This is a genomic window from Raineyella sp. LH-20, from assembly GCF_033110965.1.
Lineage (GTDB): Bacteria > Actinomycetota > Actinomycetes > Propionibacteriales > Propionibacteriaceae > Raineyella.
Map to the genome: position 1 here is coordinate 499,059 of NZ_CP137003.1, position 15,882 is coordinate 514,940.

The following is a 15,882-nucleotide window of genomic DNA, read 5'->3' on the forward strand; positions in this document are numbered from 1 at the left end:
ATGTTCCGCCCCGGCGGAGAGATGCCAGAGGTGGTTCCGACGCGTGTGGCGGAGGAACCGGCCCGCTACTTGAACTCGCCGGTCTTGTCCGCCACCCACGCGCCGTTCTTCACCTTGTAGACGGTCAGCACGCGGGTCTTGTTGTCACCGAACTCGTCGAAGGAGACCTTGCCGCTGGCACCCTCGACATCGACCTTCCCGAGCGCGGCCACGGTGGGCTGGCGGGCGGCGGTGGCGTCGCTGGCGTTGGGCAGCGAGACCTTCAGCGCCTCGATGATCGCGTTGGCGGCGTCGTACGCATAGAGGCCGTAGGTCGAGTAGCCGCTGGAGTAGCCGGCGGCCTGGTAGTCGGAGACGAACTGCTTCGCCGACGGCAGCGACTCGGCGGGGGCACCGACCGAGGTCACCAGGTCGCCCTCGGTGGCCGTACCACCGTTGGTGATGTAGGCCGGGTCGTACATGCCGTCACCGCCCATCAAGGGGATCGTCAGACCGGCGTCCTTCATCTGCTTGGTCAGCAGCGAGCTGACCGGGTGCTCCCCGCCGTAGTACAGGGCCTGCGGTGCGGTGGGCTTGATCTTGGCGATCACCGCGGCGAAGTCCTTGTCGTCGGGGTTGACCGTCTCGGCGGCGACGATTGTGCCGCCGCCGGCGGTGAAGGCCTTGGTGAACTCGGTGACCAGGCCCTGGCCGTACGCCTTCTTGTCGTGGACGGTCGCGACCTCCTTGATGCCGGCGTCGAGCAGATACTGGGCGGCGAACGGACCCTGGACGGCGTCGGTGGTGCAGGTGCGGAAGTAGCTGGCGTACGTCCGTTTCGGGGCGGTCGAGGCGTCGGCGCCACGCGTCAGCGTCGGGTTGGTGTTGGCCGGCGAGACCAGAGCGATCGTGGCCGGGTCGAGGATCGGCTGGATCGCCTGGCCGACCGACGAGTTCAGCGGGCCGACGACGGCGACCACGTCCTTCTCACCGGCCAGCTTGGTGGCGGCGTTCTTGCCGACGTCGGGCGAGGCCTGGTCGTCCTGGGCATCGATCCGGATGGTCCAGCCGGGCAGCGCACCGCTGGCGTTGGCCTGCTTGACGGCCAGGTCGACCGAGTTCTGGATGCCGGTGCCCATCGAGGACAGGTTGCCCGACAGCGGGGCGATGACACCGATCGTGACGATCTTCTTGGCGCCCGGATCAGCGGTGGCGGACCCCGCCCGGGTGCCGCAGGCGGTGAGACTGAGCGAGGCGATCACCACACCGGCGATCCCCGTCGTGAGGAAACGACGTCGTACGGTCACAATAGGTCCCTCTCGTTTCGGGCCGACACGCAGGTCGGCCCTGCGGATGCCCGGAACGCTAGGAGGGGATTCCTGCGGTCGTGTTACGCCGACGGGTCGCTGCGATGTCGGACCCCGAGCGCAACACGACTGTTACCCGGCCACCGTCGTGGCCGGGTAATAGTCGTGCGCAGGCGGCGGTCGCGACTCAGCGGTGCGTGAACTCCGGGTCGCGCTTCTCGACGAAGGCGGCCATGCCCTCCTTCTGGTCCCGGGAGGCGAAGGCGGAGTGGAAGAGACGCCGTTCGTGGCGTACGCCCTGCTCCAGAGTCGTCTCGAACGCGGCGTTCACCGCCTCCTTGGCGAGCAGGGTGGCGACCCGGGACTTGCCGGCGATGGTGGTGGCCACCTCCAGCGCCGCGCCGAGCAGGTTCGCGGCCGGCACCACCCGGCTGACCAGCCCGGCCCGCTCGGCCTCCTCGGCGTTCATCATCCGGCCGGTCAGCACCATGTCCATCGCCTTGGCCTTGCCGACCGCACGGGTGAGCCGCTGGGAACCGCCCATCCCGGGCAGCACACCGAGGTTGACCTCCGGCTGGCCGAACCGGGCGGTGTCGGCAGCGATGATCGAGTCGCACATCAACGCCAGTTCGCAGCCACCGCCCAGGGCGTAACCGGACACCGCGGCGATGATCGGCGTACGGACCCGGGTCAGTTCCTCCCACTCGGCGAACCAGTCGGTGAGGAACATGTCGGTGGCCGACTGCTCAGCCATCTCCTTGATGTCGGCACCGGCCGCGAAGGCGCGCTCCGAGCCGGTGATGACGATGCAGCCGATCGCCTCGTCGGCGTCGAACGTACGGGCGGTGTCGAGCACCTCGCGCATCGTGGCCGCGTTGAGGGCGTTCAGCGCCTTGGGCCGGTTCAGGGTGATGAGGCCGACCCGGCCCCGGGTCTCGACGACGATGTTCTCGGGTGCGGTCATGGCGGGTCCACTTCCTGACGACGACGGACTGACGACGGGCACTGCCACCGGCGAGGCCGGCAGTGCCGCAGCACCGATCCTGCCGCAGCACCGCGCCACAGGGCTACCCCCGGCGTCCCGTACCCCGCGGGACACCGGACGGACGCGGGTCAGTCGATCGCGAACTCGTACAGTCGCACCTCGCCGTCCCGCTCCGGGTTGCGGTTGACGTAGACGATCGACCCGACGTAGTCCTCGAACGCGGCCGCCTTGTCCCGCGGGGCGCCGATGACCAGCTGGAAGCCGAGGCTCTGCAACGCGTGCAGGGCCCGACCGGTGTACTCCGAGTCGGCCTTGACGAAGCCCTCGTCCAGCACGATCGGCGCGAACCGCGGCGCCTGGTCGGTGCCGTCGCCGAGCTGGTAGCGCAGCGCGGCGCCGAGGATGAAGGCGATCAGCTCCTGGCCCTCACCGCCCGACTTGCCGGAGACGCCGTCGTGGACGATCGGTTCGCCGTCGGGGCGGTGCTCCACCGCCCGGAACTCGACGTGCTCGCGGGCGTCGAACACCCGCCGCCGCCACGCCTCGGCCGTCGTCGACTGCTCGTCGAGCCGGGCCAGGTCGCGGCGCATCGCGACGAACAGCTGTTCGGTGATGTCCTCGCCGATCTCGGCCGCCCCGACGGCGGTGTAGCGGGTGATCGTCGCCCGGAAGTCCTCCAGGTCGGCCGTCGGGATCGGCCGGTCCTCGATCTGCAGCCGGGAGCCGTCCCGGAACTCGACGCCCGACAGCGCCCGGTTGACCGGCAGCAGGCCGTCGCGGATGGAACGCCGGTCCTCCTCGATCTGCACCAGCAGGGTCCGCAGACTGCGCTGCATGTCCTCGCGGGTCTTGGCCAGCCACTCGGACCGGGCGCGCGGCAGGTCGTCCGACTCCAGGTCGGCCAGGATGGCCTCCACCGCCGGCAGCGAGGCGATCGTCTCGTCGATCTCGGCCCGCGGATCGACCCGCAGGTACTCCCGGAAGATGCCGACCAGCGCGGTCTCGGCCAGCTCCACCGCGCCGGTGTGCTCGTGCGCCAACGTCCGCAACCGCTCGGCGCTGATCGCCAGCGTCTCGTGAGCCCGGGCGGCGCTCTCCGGCTCCGGGAAGCCGAGGCGGCCGAGCGTCGTACGATCCTCCTCGGTCAGCGTGCCGCGGGAGGCGACGTCGGACATCTCGTCCTGCAGGTCGACCAGGGCGCCCCACTCCTCGTCCAGCCCGGCGCGCCGCTCGCGGGCCTTGGCGGCGGCGGTGGTGTGGGTGACGTAACGGTCGCGGGCCGCGGCCCGCTCGGCCTTCAGCGAGTCGAGCGTACGGTGGCCCTGGGTGAACCGGCCGAGCAGCTCCGCGGCGTACGCCTCGGCGGCCCGGGCCGTCGCGACGTCGATCGACGCCCAGGTCTGCTCGGACAACCAGCGCAGTTCGCCGGCCACGTCGATGCCCTCGCGTCGCCGCTTGTCGAGGTCCTCCAGCTCGCTGTTGTAGCGGCCGATCGCGGCGCGAAGCCCCTCGACCTTCTCCTCCAGGGAGGCGATGGTGGCCGCGTTGTCGAGACCCAGCCACGACGGCAGCTTGCGGTCATCCTTGATCACCCGGCCCTGGGCGGCGGTCCGCATGCCGGCGACGGTGACCGCCCCGGTGTAGCCGGCGGGCCGCGGGGCGTCCAGGCCGGCCGCATCCTCCACACAGAGCACCGAGTAGCCGGCGACCAGATGGTCGAGCAGCCATTCGGCGTACGGCCCGGACTCGTCCAGGCGCAGCTTGGCCGGCACCGAATCGGGCAGCACCCGCGGCGTCGCGTTGTGCGCCGGGCGGGCCGGCAGCAGGACCACCCGTCCGCGCATCCGGTGGTCGTTGACGTAGCGGGTGACGGTCCGCCAGTCGTCGGGGGCGACGATGATGTTCTGCGCCAGCTGACCGAGCACCCGGTCCACCGCGGTGGACCAGCGGCGCTCCTCGGGCGTCACCTCGAGCAGTTCCCCGACGTACGGCAGCCGAGCCGGGTCGATCCCACAGGCTTCGGCGATGTCGCGGCGGGTGCGGTCCGCCTCGGCCGGCACGTTCGAGCGGCGTTTGCGCAGCGAGGCGATCTCGTCGGCCGTCGCGTTCAGCTCGTCGCGGGCCCGGCCCCGGGCGGAGGCGGCATCGTACGACGCGCTCTTCCACTCGGCGTCCTGGCCGGGCAACCCGCGCAACCGCTCGTGGATGGCCTGGACCAGCGTCGCGAACGTCGGCTCGTCGGCCGGCTCCTCGAAGCCCTGCCAGCGTGCCCGATCCACGTACGCCTGCCGGGCCGCGGTGCGCTCGGCGAGCTCCGTCGCCGCCTGCTGCCGCCGCCGGACCAGGTCCTCGGAGTCGCCGCCGCCCTTGGCGTAGTAGCGCTGGGTGAGCGCCTCCTCCTCGTCGCGGGCCGCGATCGCCTCCGCATCGTGCTGCTTGGCGACCGCCCCCAGCTCGGTGGCCCGGGTGCGGTTGTCGTCGATCCGGGCCGCCGCCCAGTCCAGCAGGTGCTCCGCGTTCCACAGCTCCAGCGGGCTGGGCCGGTCATCGGGGTCATCCACCGGCGCCGCGTCGGCCCCGGACCCGCCACCTGCCGCCACCCCGGCCGGACCGAGCAGCCGCCACTCGGTGGCGGAGTCGTCCAGCGCCGTACGGTAGCGAGCGGCCAGCTCGGGCACGTCCTTGAGCACCTCGAACCGGGTCCGGGCGTCCTCGAACACGTCGTAGAGCTGGGCCGCCTCGCGATAGGTGACCAGCGCGGTCTCCCACCGTTCCAGCGCCAGCGGCCGGTCCAGCACGAAGTCCTTGAACAGCGCGTTGATCGAGAAGATGCCCTTCGATGCCTGGGCGTTGCGGAGCAGCTCGAGCGCCCGCCGCGACGACTCGTCACTGCGGCCGATGCCGAGCAGCCGACACAGCTCCTTCTCGAACTCCGGCTGGGAGGAGGTGACCAGATCCCGGTTCGGGTTGAGCAGCCGCTTCAACGCGTTCGTGTCGAGCGGCCACGTACGACTCCCCCGCAGCGGCTGGTCGATCGCCTCGTTGAGCCGGGACAGGTCGAACCCGCCGCGGACCAACAGATAGCGCGTGGTGGAGTTGAGGTCGGCGTTCGCCGCGGCGTCCGCACTGACCCAGACCACCCGGGCACCGGTGATCTGCTCGTCCAGCCCGTTGGTCCAGGTGATCGCCGCAGCCGACGGGAACGGCCGCTCCCCCGGCGGACGCAGGTAGTGGGTGCGGGTCGTCCGCCCGTCGGACGCCAGCACATCGTCGATCTTGCCGCGGGCGTACGAGTAGACCGTACGCTCCGACCGTTTGCCCCCGTCATCGCGGGCGGCCCGGTTGAAGGCCGGCGGGTTGGGCATCATCACCGCCGACATCGCATCGAGGATGGTCGACTTGCCCATCCCGGTCGGGCCGAGGATCGCGGTGCCGTCGCGACGCACGTGCATCACGTGGTGGCCGCCGTAGCCGCCCCAGTTGACCACCTGGACCGCACTGATCCGCCACTGGTCCGGGCCGTCGGTCAACAGTTCGCTCTCGCTCATGCGTCCGCTCCGTCCTCGGCCGGGTCCATGTCGTCCTCGACCCCGTTCTGGTCCGTGTCGTCCTCACCGTACGATGCGCCCACATCCGGGCCGTCCTGGTCCGGACTGCCCTCCTCCGGCCGGCCGGCGTCGGTCGGCCGGCCGTACGCCGACCGCTCGCCGTTCGCCGCCGGGCCGCCGCCCGCCAGGACCTGCAGCTGGTCGCGGATCGCCGCCAGCCGGTCCGGCGTCACCAGGGCGACGACCGCCGGCGAGACGATCCAGGTGTCCGGGACATCCTGATCGGGCCGCAGCAGGCCGAGCCGCTCGACACCCCGCAGCGCCGTCTCGACATCACGCTGGAAGCCCGCCTCGTCGGTGTCGCTCGGGTCGCGGAACCGGGCCAGGAAGTCCGTCGCCTCGCTCAGCGTGATCGCCACCGCGGAATCCGCCGCATCGGTGAACGCATGCAGCTGACGCAGATGCACCAGCAACAACGTCGCGTCCTTGCCCAGCGGCTTCTCCCGGCGCAGCACCACCGGCGCCTCCGGATCGTCCACCTGCCGCTTGAACGCCACCTCGTGGTCGTGGTCGATGACCAACTCGAGGAACATGTCCGCCAGCCGGGCGCGGATCCGCGGCTCGTGATCGATCAGCCCCTGCCACGCCGCGGCATGGCTGGCCCGGGTGATGAACCGGGAGGTCAGCAGTGTCGCCATGCTCCGGCGCGCCGGATCCGGCAACACCTCCGGGTCGGCTGCTGTACCGAACGCGTCCTCGGCGTACGCCCCGGAACGGGAGCCGAACGCGTCCTCAGTCTGCGGGTCACTCATTGCCAGCGTCCTTGATCGGGAGAGGTCGGTCGAAATGCACCAGCGGGACCAGGACGGTGCGCTCCCGGCCGCCGGGGGTGACCAGCAGGACGCGCTCGGTCGAGCCGTCCTCCACCCGGCCGTGCGCCAGACCGAGGTCCAGCACGCCGAGCAGCACCACCAGGCGACGACAGACCTCCGGGGTCGCCGCGAACACGCCCGCGCCGGTGGTCGGCCCGGAGGCGAGCAGCTGGTTCACCGTCGCGGCGACCGCACGGGTCGACGTGCCGGCCTGGATCATCATCAGTTCGCGGTCCTCGGGCAGCATCCCGGTGGGATTGAGGGCCTGCAGCGGCTGGGCCTTCGCCTCCTGGCTCGGCTGCCACAGCGCCGCCTGCGACATGTCGCGGACATCGAGGGTGCCGACGCCGAGCACGTCCTCGACCATCGGCCGGCCGGGGCGACGGCTCAGCTCGTCGCCGGCCTCGAGCACCTGGTCGACCAACGCCAGCAGCCGCTGGTGGCGCCCGCCGGAGGACCGGGTGAGGAAGCGGCGCAGCGACGCGGTCCACCGCGTGTAGGCGGCCTCCACCTCGTGTTCCTCCTCCAGCAGACTCGACATCAGCGTCCGCAACGCCGCCCGGTCCCCGTCACCCAGCGCGGTCGACGCCGCCTCCTGGTCGAGGATCAGGTCGATGTCGCCGCGCAGCGACTCCGCCTCCCGCGACACCAGCAGGTCGGAGAAGCCGCGGTAGGCGCGGCCCTCCGGGGTCTGGGCCAGCAGGTCGTGCTCGTGCAGGAACTCCTCGACCGCCGCCCCCTTCGGCGTGCCGGTGCTGGAGATGCCCGCCGCCACGGCGTGGTGGCGCCGCTCGATCATCGTCGTCAGCGCGCGGAAATCGGCCGGTAGCGACGCGAGCAGCCGGCGCACCTCGTCGAACTGGCGGCGCATCTCCTCATCGGTCGCGGCGCGTACGTCACCCGCCCGCAGCGCCTCGCGACGCTCCTCCAGCTCGGCGATCCGCGCATCGATCCGGGCGATGTGCGCGGCGATGTCGGGGCTGGCCATGTCCGCCAGCCGGCGCACCGCATCGGTGATGGAGCCGAGCCGGGAGTCCGACACGGTCGACGAGTCGCCCGAGGTGTCCCGGACGATCCGGATCGCCCGCAGCGCATTGTCAGACAGCTCATACATCAGCCGGCCGTCCTCCGGGTCGCGGCTGCGGACCAGCCAGTGGTCCTGGTCGACCCACTTGCGACAGTGCTCGGCCGGGGTCGGGCTGTCCGGCAGCCCGAGCGACTGGAGCGACTCGGCGACCCGGCGATGGAACCAGGCCGCCGACACCGGGCCCTGCGCGGGCTCCAGGTGCTCGGAGAACAACGGCAGCACCCACCAGGCGGTGTGCGCCGACAGCAGCTTCAGCGTCGGGCTGTCGAGCGCGCCACGGACCCGTTCCGGGTCGAGCGGTTCATCGGTCACGTGCCCTCGGTTCCGTACGACAGTTCCTGCGACGGGTCATTCTCTCAGGCGAACGCCTCGGACCGAAATCCGCGCCCGTTCCCCGCGGCCCGACACACCGCAGCCCGCCGGGCCGTACGCTGGCCCTGTCGCCGTCCGCCGCCGTCACCATGGGGTCGCCAACAGTGTTCCGCCTGCCCGTCCGGTTCCTGGCCGTGGGGTCCAGCATCCTCGCTGCCGGGTCGGTGGCCTTCGCGTACGTCACCAATCCGTTCTCCCGCTTCACGATCGTCCGCAACACCTACACGGCGCGGTTCGTCGACGGCCGGCTGGAGACGGTCGACCGCAACGACACGCTGGTGCTGCGCCAGCATCCGCTGTGGCGGGCGCTGGCCTACTACTCCTGTGCGGTGAACGTGCTGCGGACGCGCTATCTCACCAGCCCCCGCTCCGGCGCGTCGACCGTGGACGGGGTGATCACCGACATCCACACGCTGCGCTTCGACCCGGCGCGGCTGCTGCTCATCTCCGGCGACCAGTTCAGTGCGTTGTTCGTCCGCAACCTCGGGGTCTTCTACTATCCGATGCTCGACCGGGCCATCCCCGGCGACGAGGCCGACTGGCAGGCGCGGCAATTGGTGTACCTGCAGACCGTCGGCTACGCGCTCGGGGTGTTCGCCCGCCAGCCGGAGCTGACCACCACGATCGTGGCGACCGGCCCGCGCGCCGCGACCTGCGTCGACATCTACGCCTACCCGTCCGATGCCCTCTACGGGATGCTCTACGCGGTGGCCGCGCTGGCCGGCATCGAGTCGGCGCGGCCGGCGGCGTACGGCCCCGACCGGCACGTCCTCGCCACCGAGGAGGCCGCTGCCGACCTGCTCACCCGCTACGGGGAATCGCTGGCCCGGCACTATGCGACCTACCGGGACACCGTCGTCGACCCGGCGACCGGGCTGGTGCGCACCGACCTGCCGCTGTCCGGCGCCAAGGACATCACCCGGCGCCTCTCGGCCTTCTACGACAACGTGATCCTGTGGAAGACCACCCAGCTCGCCGGCCGGCTCGGCCTGGCCGACATCGACGCTGACGCGCTGGCCGCCCTGAAGCGGCGGATCCTGGAGACTTTCTGGCTGACGGAACAGGGTCACTTCCTGGAGGACCTGTCCCCGGAGGGGATCGGCGGCGGCTACTACTCCTCGGACTGGTTGATCGTGCTGGCCACCGGTTTCCTCGACCCCGCCGACCCTGCCGAGCGGGACTACTTCGCCCGATCGGTGGAGCACATCCGCACCACCGGGGTCGCCGAGCCGTTCGCTCTGAAGTACCACGCCGACACCCGGGCGCACCGGCAGTATCCGGTCGTCCGGCTGGCCGTCGCCTCGTACGGCGGCGACTCGGTGTGGAGCTTCTGGGGGATGGAGTACATCAAGGTGCTCCTGCTGCTGCACCGCGCCACCGACGACCACGGCTACCTCGAGGAGGCCGGCCGGCACCTGGACGCCTACGCCAGCGCGATGCTCCGCGACGGCGGCTTCCCGGAGGTGTACGACACGGCGGGCCGGATGCTCATCACCCCGCTCTACCGCAGCATCCGACAGACCGGCTGGGTGATCGGCTTCGAGCAGGCCCGGGAGATGTACCGCGCGGCGATGCCGGCGGACGCCGTCTGAGGGGCGCCACACACGCGAGCGCACCGCCGAGGCGGCGATGCGTGAGCCGAATCTGGCGGCTCAGTATCCCGACAGCACAGCCGACGATCACCGATCCGCGCAATGACGCGGATCGTCGGCGCGGGCCGCACGCCCTCGGCGAGTGAGCCGCCAGATTCGGCTCACTCGCGTCGACAGCTTCCGGCCGGGAGGCAAGCCCGGCTCGCCTCAGCGGCCGGTGCCGGCGTAGACCACGGCCTCGCCCTCGGCGTCCAGGCCGAACGCGGTGTGCGCCGCCCGGACCGCCGTCTCCAGGTCGTCCTGGTCGACGACCACCGAGATGCGGATCTCAGAGGTGGAGATCATCCCGATGTTGACGCCGGCCTGGGCCAGCGCCTTGAAGAACTTGGCCGTCACGCCCGGGTGGGAACGCATGCCGACGCCGATGACCGACACCTTGCCGATCTGGTCGTCGTAGAGCAGCTCCTGGAACTGCACGGATTCCTGGATGGACTTCAGGGTCTCGATCGCCTTGCGGGCGTCCTTGGTCGGCAGCGTGAAGGAGATGTCGGTGCGGGAGGTGTCCACCCGCGACACGTTCTGGACGATGATGTCGATGTTGATGTCGGCCTCGGCCAGCGCGGTGAAGATGGCCGCAGCACGGCCGACCTGGTCGGGGACGCCGACCACGGTGACCTTCGCATCGCCGCGCTCGTGGGCGATGCCGGTGATCAGTGCCTGTTCCATGCCAGGTCCTTTCTGGACGTCCTTGAGGTCCTTGACCCACGTGCCGGGCCTGTCGGTGAACGACGAGCGTACGTGGACGGCGACGTGCTCGCGACGGGCGTACTCCACGCAGCGCAGGTGGAGGATCTTGGCGCCGTTGGCCGCCATCTCCAGCATCTCCTCGTACGAGATCTCCGGGATCCGCCGGGCGCTGGGGACGATGCGGGGGTCGGCCGTGAAGACGCCGTCGACGTCGGAGTAGATCTCACAGTAGGCGGCGTCGAGGGCGGCGGCGAGGGCGACGGCGGTGGTGTCGGAGGCACCGCGGCCGAGGGTGGTGACGTCCTTGGTGTCCTGGGAGACACCCTGGAAGCCGGCGACGATGACGATGTTGCCGGCATCGAGCGCCTTCTCGATCCGACCCGGCGTGATGTCGATGATCCGGGCGTCACCGTGCTTGGCGGTGGTCAGGACCCCGGCCTGCGAACCGGTGTAGGAACGGGCGTCCGCCCCCAGGTCGCCGAGCGCCATCGCCAGCAGGGCAGCGGACTGGCGCTCCCCGGTGGTCAGCAGCATGTCCAGCTCGCGGGCCTTCGGCATCGGAGACACCTGCAACGCGAGGTCCATCAGCTCGTCGGTCGTGTCACCCATCGCCGAGATGACGACGACGACCTCGTTGCCCGCCTGCTTGGCAGCGAGGACCCGACGCGCCACCCGCTTGATGGCCTCGGCGTCCTCCACCGACGATCCGCCGTACTTCTGGACGATGCGGGGCATGCGGCCTCCTTTGCGCGTTTTGAGTCGGAGCCACGATACCGGGCCGGCCAACGGACGGCACACCGATCCGTCATGCGGGTGGCCATCCGCTCCCCGAACGGCCGGGCTGCGGGCCGGCCGTCAGAGCAGGTCGATGCCCTCACCGTTGTCTCGCCCACCGTCGTCGTCCCCGTTGTCGCGCCCGCCGTCGTCGCCCTCACCGCCTTCGTCCTCGTCGGCGTCGTCCTCACAGTCATCGCCTGCCTGACCGCCCTGCAGATCCTCCGCGATGTCGCCGTACGCCGCCAGGACCTCTTCCACCTCGGGACTGGTGGCATGCACCGTCAGGCCGTCATCGCGCGCCTGGTCCAGACCGGCGCGGATCAACGTCGTCAACACCCCGTCGGTCGGCTGCCCGGTGCCGGCGGGTCCGACGACTGCACGGGGCATCTCGACGATCCCGCAGTTGACCTGGTAGTCGAGGAACCCGATCTCGGCGCCGTCGAGCAGGGCCTCCCACCGAGACCGATCAGGGTTGAAACGTACGCGTACGTCGGGCATGCCAGCTCCTCCTCGTCGTCGTGGGATCTTGTGGGTGGCAACTCGAGCCAGGTCGGCCTGACGGTCGGGTCAGCGTTCGACGATGACGGCGGCCAGCTCTCCGACCTCGAGCCCGGCCGACGACGTGTTGGACATCGGCAACACCCCCGACCGGCCCAACGCCGTCCACGACAACTGCCAGTGATGCGTCGCCCTGATCGTGTAATCACCCGGCTCCGTATAGACATGACCACACGTCGGCGACGGAGACCCCGGCGGCCGCGCCCCCGCCACCCACGGCGTCGACACCCCACACGTCACCGTCGTCCCATCCCCCATCTCGAACGACGACGATTGATGACGAGCAACCATCTCCAGCGTGACCCCGTCAAGGGAAACTGTCTGACTGGTCGTACTGTCTCCCTCCCACCACAGCCAGACCGGAAACCCGACCGCCAGCATGTTCCACTCATTCAACGACGGATCCGGCCCCACCCGCACCGTCTGACCCGGCAACCGCAACATCGCCGACGCCTCCCGCGCCAGCACCGCCGGATCCACCGCCCCCGCCGATGGCGGATCCAACGGAACCACATTGTTCCACCGAAAATCCGACGAATCCGTCAACCCCAAATACGCCCGCTGATGCTCCAACAACCGCCGACGCAACTCCTCACCCGACACCGACGCCGGATCAACACCCGCCCGCCACCGTACAACGGACCACCCGCCGTCGGAGGACGGCTTTCCTGGCCCACTCGCACCAGTCCGAGATCCCGCCGAGATTCCACCGGACGAACTACCGCCGCGGACAGTGCCGACGGCCGACTGCTCATCCGAAAGCCTCACCGACTGGCCGCCAGAGTAGTCCGAAAGGCCGGAGGATGCCTGGGCCAGGCCTACCCCCACGGCCAACCACAGCACGCATGCCGCAGCCGCGATCCCGCCAGATCTCAGTGACACGACTCCCCCTCGGGCGATGTACCTTCGACGATTACCCACTGCCCGTCCACGCGGCGAAGGTCCAAAAGGACAACACCCCTGGTCCCGGTGCGAACAAAGTTGCCCTGCCGATCAATAATTTCCGATCTGGTCCCGTCCTCACAAGCCTTCAGCTGCAGCGAGCCCCCTGAGTAATTCATTCCATTCACATAAACGATATCCATTGGCCGACTGGAGGAAACTCCTTCAGAATAAGCTGACGCCAAGAATCCAGAGATGGCCTCAAGATAGGATCCCGAAGCAAGCCGCTCCATCGTCGGCGTAGGGGTCAGGCTTCCTCCGGCCTGAAGGAGCCGATTCCGCTCCTTGGTGAACTCTCGATACACGAAGATCGCCTCTTCGTACGCCTCGGCCTCCTCAGCCTGCGACGCAGCCAACTCCGGCGTGCACGGAACGCCCGCCGGATCCGGCGTACACAAATACGTCGGCGTCGGACTCGGCGCCGCCCGCGACACACCACCACAGCCGGCCAACAGGCCCGCCGCACCGACCATCCCCCACGCCACTGTCAGCGTGCAGACACGACTTGGCACCACGTCTCATCCCCCTTGACTCGCGCTCGGCCCAGCCTGTCGTAGGCGTGGTCCACAAGAGAGCCCGGAATCGAGTTGTCCACAGGGAATGAGAGGCGTCTCACATCATCCACAAGCGCACCGGGCGCGCGGCAGTAAAAGGTCCAGGCGCGGTTCCCCCGACCGCCTCGTGACGTCGGTCCACCCTGGGCCCGTCCCATGCCCCGTGGTGCGCAGGAGCTGGGACGCTGAGAGTGGTCCACGCGGAGCAAGCCTTCCGTCATTCAGGTCTTCCACGTGGTCGATCGACGCGCGACCTCGTAGATCGCGCTGATCTCGTGGCGGCCGAGCCGTGCCGACCGATTCTGCAGGTATCGGCCGAGGCTCCGGCGGGGCACGACAACGACAGCACCGTCCTCGGGCTGCTTCTTGACAGTGAAGCCCTTGTGCGCGCCCATCACCGCAATAACGCCGATAGTCGCAACAGGGAAGCCAGCCCGCTCGGTGAGAAGGCGGGCCGCTCGTCGTGCCTCGTAGCGGCTGTTGCGAATGTAGGGAACGCGCTGCCCGTTCACCAGGAAGGTGTCTCCACCGACCCAGATCGATGCACGAGGATGGTTCTTTGCATTCACCGTGAATACACCGGGAGGTCCGATGACCACGTGGTCGATATCGGCGCCACAATCCCCGACGCGCACGGCGTGCAGGACCCGCCACTCGGGGCCGAGCTTGGCAAGCTGCTCAGCGGTGGCCTGCTCACCATCAGCACCGATCCGCCAGGCGCGTTCATCGGTCCGCGCACCGACGAGACGGGAGAGCACGTGACGGAAGGGCCCTTGTGCCTCACGTGCGGCAAGCGCCCGCTGTCGTGCCGCAGCACCGGCCTGTGTGGCGCTGATGTCCTCCCACTGCGGCACCGATGTACCCGCAGGTGGCTCGACTGCGGTTGCGGCACCGATGGTCTCGGCAGGACTCACAGAGCCGTTCGTGGTGCCCACTTGCATCCTGGTCGCAAGGTGATCGCCAATCACCGTCTCCAGCAAGGGGAGGTTGCCCAGGTTGTCGGAGTGGTATTGCCCTGTCTTGAGGTCCAGATAGCCCAACGTGATCCCATCCGGCGACGCCGCATAGAGCCGCTCATGCCCATAGCGGGCCCATCTCCTCACAGTCCACTCGGCCATCCTGGCTCCCCCCAACGATCGATCGCGCCCCCAAGGTTCGGTGAGTCGGGCTCTTGGGGCTGCACAAGTTTCGAGTTCAATCTAGGCAAACGTCCGGAGAGTGTCAGTCGGGTCTGACACTGGTTCGCGTGGCGACGCGGGGCGGGTAGTCCACGCCCGCGGAGGCCCTTCGGGGTGGGCGCGGCGTGCTTCTTCTCCGAATGCGCACAGACCGATGTCGCTTCCAGGTCGATGACCAGCGAATCGGCGCCGTCGGGCGGAACGCCGGGGACGCTGCCCGGGCCAGACCCAGGTGGCCTCGCCGGCGGTCTTGCTGACGCGACCGCGGCCACCACACGGTCCGCATCCACGGCGAGCCGAGCGATCAGTCGTGGGACGCACGGATCGGAGGCGACCAGCCATAGCTGCCGGGTTCGTCACACAGTGTGGCGATGTCGCAAGGCAGTCCTCACCTAACGACACCGTGACAGCCAGGTCGCACCCGGTCCCCCATCCAGACCGTACGCTTCGTATTCATTCCCGCACGGGCGACCGGGAGGGTATGCGTACCACGGGTACGGTCTGGCAGGGCGAGGGGGTCGATCCGCCACCTGAGGCGACACACCCCCGCCCGGCCCGAGCCGGCCGAGCCGGTCACGACTACCTGCGGGCGCCCCGAGCGACCGCCTGGCGGAGTTGGACCGCGATCCACTCAGAGACGATCGAGATCGCCCAGGTGATCCGTACGATCTGCAACCGAGAGCCCGCAGCTGCCCTTCGCGCCGCCGTCAGTCACGCGCCCAGCTCCGGCATGAGCGCTCCCCGAGGCGCACGATTGCCGACCAGGCCGTCCACGCGGGGAGGGGTCCGTCCCCGGTCACCGCCACCGGCGGCAACCGGAGCACTGGGCATAATGGCCTCCATGACCAGCGACCCGGGCTCCGCCCACGAGCAGCCTCCCCTCCCGCGCATCGGCGACGCCGAACGCCAGGCGGCGGTGGACGAGCTGTCCGAGCACTATGTCGCCGGTCGGCTCGACGAGGCGGAGTTCAACCAGCGCATGGACACCGCCCTCCAGGCGCGTACGATCGCCGATCTGGTCCCGCTGTTCACCGATCTCCCGCCGATCAACCCGGCAGCCCCGTGGGCGGCCGCCCCTCTCCAGCGCCGCTCCGCCGTGCCGTACGTGTCCCGCAGCCAGGTCGTGCCGGCGCCCACGGCCCCGTCCTCGTCGGCCGTCGAGCCAGGGTGGGTGAACGTGTTGCGGGTCGTACGGCCCGTCATCTGGCCGGTCGCCATCGGTCTGATCATCTTCACCAACATCCCGACCGGGGTGCTCATCGTGGCCGCCATCATCCTGACGATCGTGAGCAGCCGCGTGTTGGGTGACAAGAAGCACAGCCCCGGGCAGCTTCCTCACGGCTCCGACGACCGGCGGCAGCTGCCGCCCGGGCGCTGACCTCCC

The 15,882-nt window shown here is 69.8% G+C and carries 11 protein-coding genes; 2 read left to right on the top strand and 9 right to left on the bottom strand.

What is annotated here, in order from left to right; genetic code table 11:
- Positions 1-65 precede the first annotated feature (65 nt).
- The 5 genes from R0146_RS02180 to R0146_RS02200 form a co-directional block, all read right to left on the bottom strand.
- A complete protein-coding gene (locus R0146_RS02180; protein WP_317691227.1) occupies positions 66-1,286 on the bottom strand; it encodes a branched-chain amino acid ABC transporter substrate-binding protein in 1,221 nt (406 codons plus the stop codon).
- Between the two features lie 187 nt (positions 1,287-1,473).
- A complete protein-coding gene (locus R0146_RS02185) occupies positions 1,474-2,250 on the bottom strand; it encodes an enoyl-CoA hydratase (protein WP_317691228.1) in 777 nt (258 codons plus the stop codon).
- Positions 2,251-2,399: 149 nt separating this feature from the next.
- Positions 2,400-5,819: an ATP-binding protein gene (locus R0146_RS02190; RefSeq protein WP_317691229.1), complete on the bottom strand. Its 3,420-nt coding sequence runs from the start codon at positions 5,817-5,819 to the stop codon at positions 2,400-2,402.
- The gene (locus tag R0146_RS02195; protein WP_317691230.1) at positions 5,816-6,631 is read right to left on the bottom strand and encodes a DUF4194 domain-containing protein; all 816 of its coding nucleotides are present in this window, start codon (positions 6,629-6,631) and stop codon (positions 5,816-5,818) included. Before R0146_RS02195 ends, R0146_RS02190 begins: the two co-directional genes overlap by 4 nt.
- Entirely contained in the window at positions 6,624-8,090 is a 1,467-nt protein-coding gene (locus R0146_RS02200; protein WP_317691231.1) for a DUF3375 family protein, read from the bottom strand. The genes R0146_RS02195 and R0146_RS02200 overlap by 8 nt, the downstream gene beginning before the upstream one ends.
- Before the next feature lie 164 nt (positions 8,091-8,254).
- Between R0146_RS02200 and R0146_RS02205 the strand changes: the two genes are divergently transcribed.
- Positions 8,255-9,742: a hypothetical protein gene (locus R0146_RS02205; RefSeq protein WP_317691232.1), complete on the top strand. Its 1,488-nt coding sequence runs from the start codon at positions 8,255-8,257 to the stop codon at positions 9,740-9,742.
- Positions 9,743-9,949: 207 nt separating this feature from the next.
- Here the strand turns inward: R0146_RS02205 and R0146_RS02210 are convergent, their stop codons facing one another.
- The 4 genes from R0146_RS02210 to R0146_RS02225 all read right to left on the bottom strand — a co-directional run bounded on the left by R0146_RS02210 (position 9,950) and on the right by R0146_RS02225 (position 14,438).
- A complete protein-coding gene (locus tag R0146_RS02210; RefSeq protein ID WP_317691233.1) occupies positions 9,950-11,224 on the bottom strand; it encodes an aspartate kinase in 1,275 nt (424 codons plus the stop codon).
- Positions 11,225-11,344: 120 nt separating this feature from the next.
- A complete protein-coding gene (locus R0146_RS02215) occupies positions 11,345-11,764 on the bottom strand; it encodes a GNAT family protein (protein ID WP_317691234.1) in 420 nt (139 codons plus the stop codon).
- 69 nt (positions 11,765-11,833) lie between these two features.
- Complete coding sequence (locus R0146_RS02220; RefSeq protein ID WP_317691235.1) at positions 11,834-12,400, bottom strand: hypothetical protein; 567 nt, start codon at positions 12,398-12,400, stop codon at positions 11,834-11,836.
- A 1,141-nt stretch (positions 12,401-13,541) separates the two neighbouring features.
- Positions 13,542-14,438 carry a nuclease-related domain-containing protein gene (locus R0146_RS02225; RefSeq protein ID WP_317691236.1) on the bottom strand — a complete coding sequence of 299 codons (897 nt, stop codon included), beginning with the start codon at positions 14,436-14,438 and terminating at the stop codon, positions 13,542-13,544.
- Positions 14,439-15,339: 901 nt separating this feature from the next.
- Between R0146_RS02225 and R0146_RS02230 the strand changes: the two genes are divergently transcribed.
- On the top strand, positions 15,340-15,876 hold the full coding sequence (locus R0146_RS02230) for a DUF1707 SHOCT-like domain-containing protein (RefSeq protein ID WP_317691237.1): 537 nt from the start codon (positions 15,340-15,342) through the stop codon (positions 15,874-15,876).
- The last annotated feature ends 6 nt before the right edge of the window (positions 15,877-15,882 follow it).

Bases quoted from the DNA above. Each gene is read 5' to 3' on its own strand.
- R0146_RS02185 (WP_317691228.1), bottom strand. From the start codon at position 2,250: ATGACCGCACCCGAGAACATCGTCGTCGAGACCCGGGGCCGGGTCGGC.
- R0146_RS02190 (WP_317691229.1), bottom strand. From the start codon at position 5,819: ATGAGCGAGAGCGAACTGTTGACCGACGGCCCGGACCAGTGGCGGATC.
- R0146_RS02195 (WP_317691230.1), bottom strand. From the start codon at position 6,631: ATGAGTGACCCGCAGACTGAGGACGCGTTCGGCTCCCGTTCCGGGGCG.
- R0146_RS02210 (WP_317691233.1), bottom strand. From the start codon at position 11,224: ATGCCCCGCATCGTCCAGAAGTACGGCGGATCGTCGGTGGAGGACGCC.
- R0146_RS02215 (WP_317691234.1), bottom strand. From the start codon at position 11,764: ATGCCCGACGTACGCGTACGTTTCAACCCTGATCGGTCTCGGTGGGAG.
- R0146_RS02225 (WP_317691236.1), bottom strand. From the start codon at position 14,438: ATGGCCGAGTGGACTGTGAGGAGATGGGCCCGCTATGGGCATGAGCGG.
- R0146_RS02230 (WP_317691237.1), top strand. From the start codon at position 15,340: ATGACCAGCGACCCGGGCTCCGCCCACGAGCAGCCTCCCCTCCCGCGC.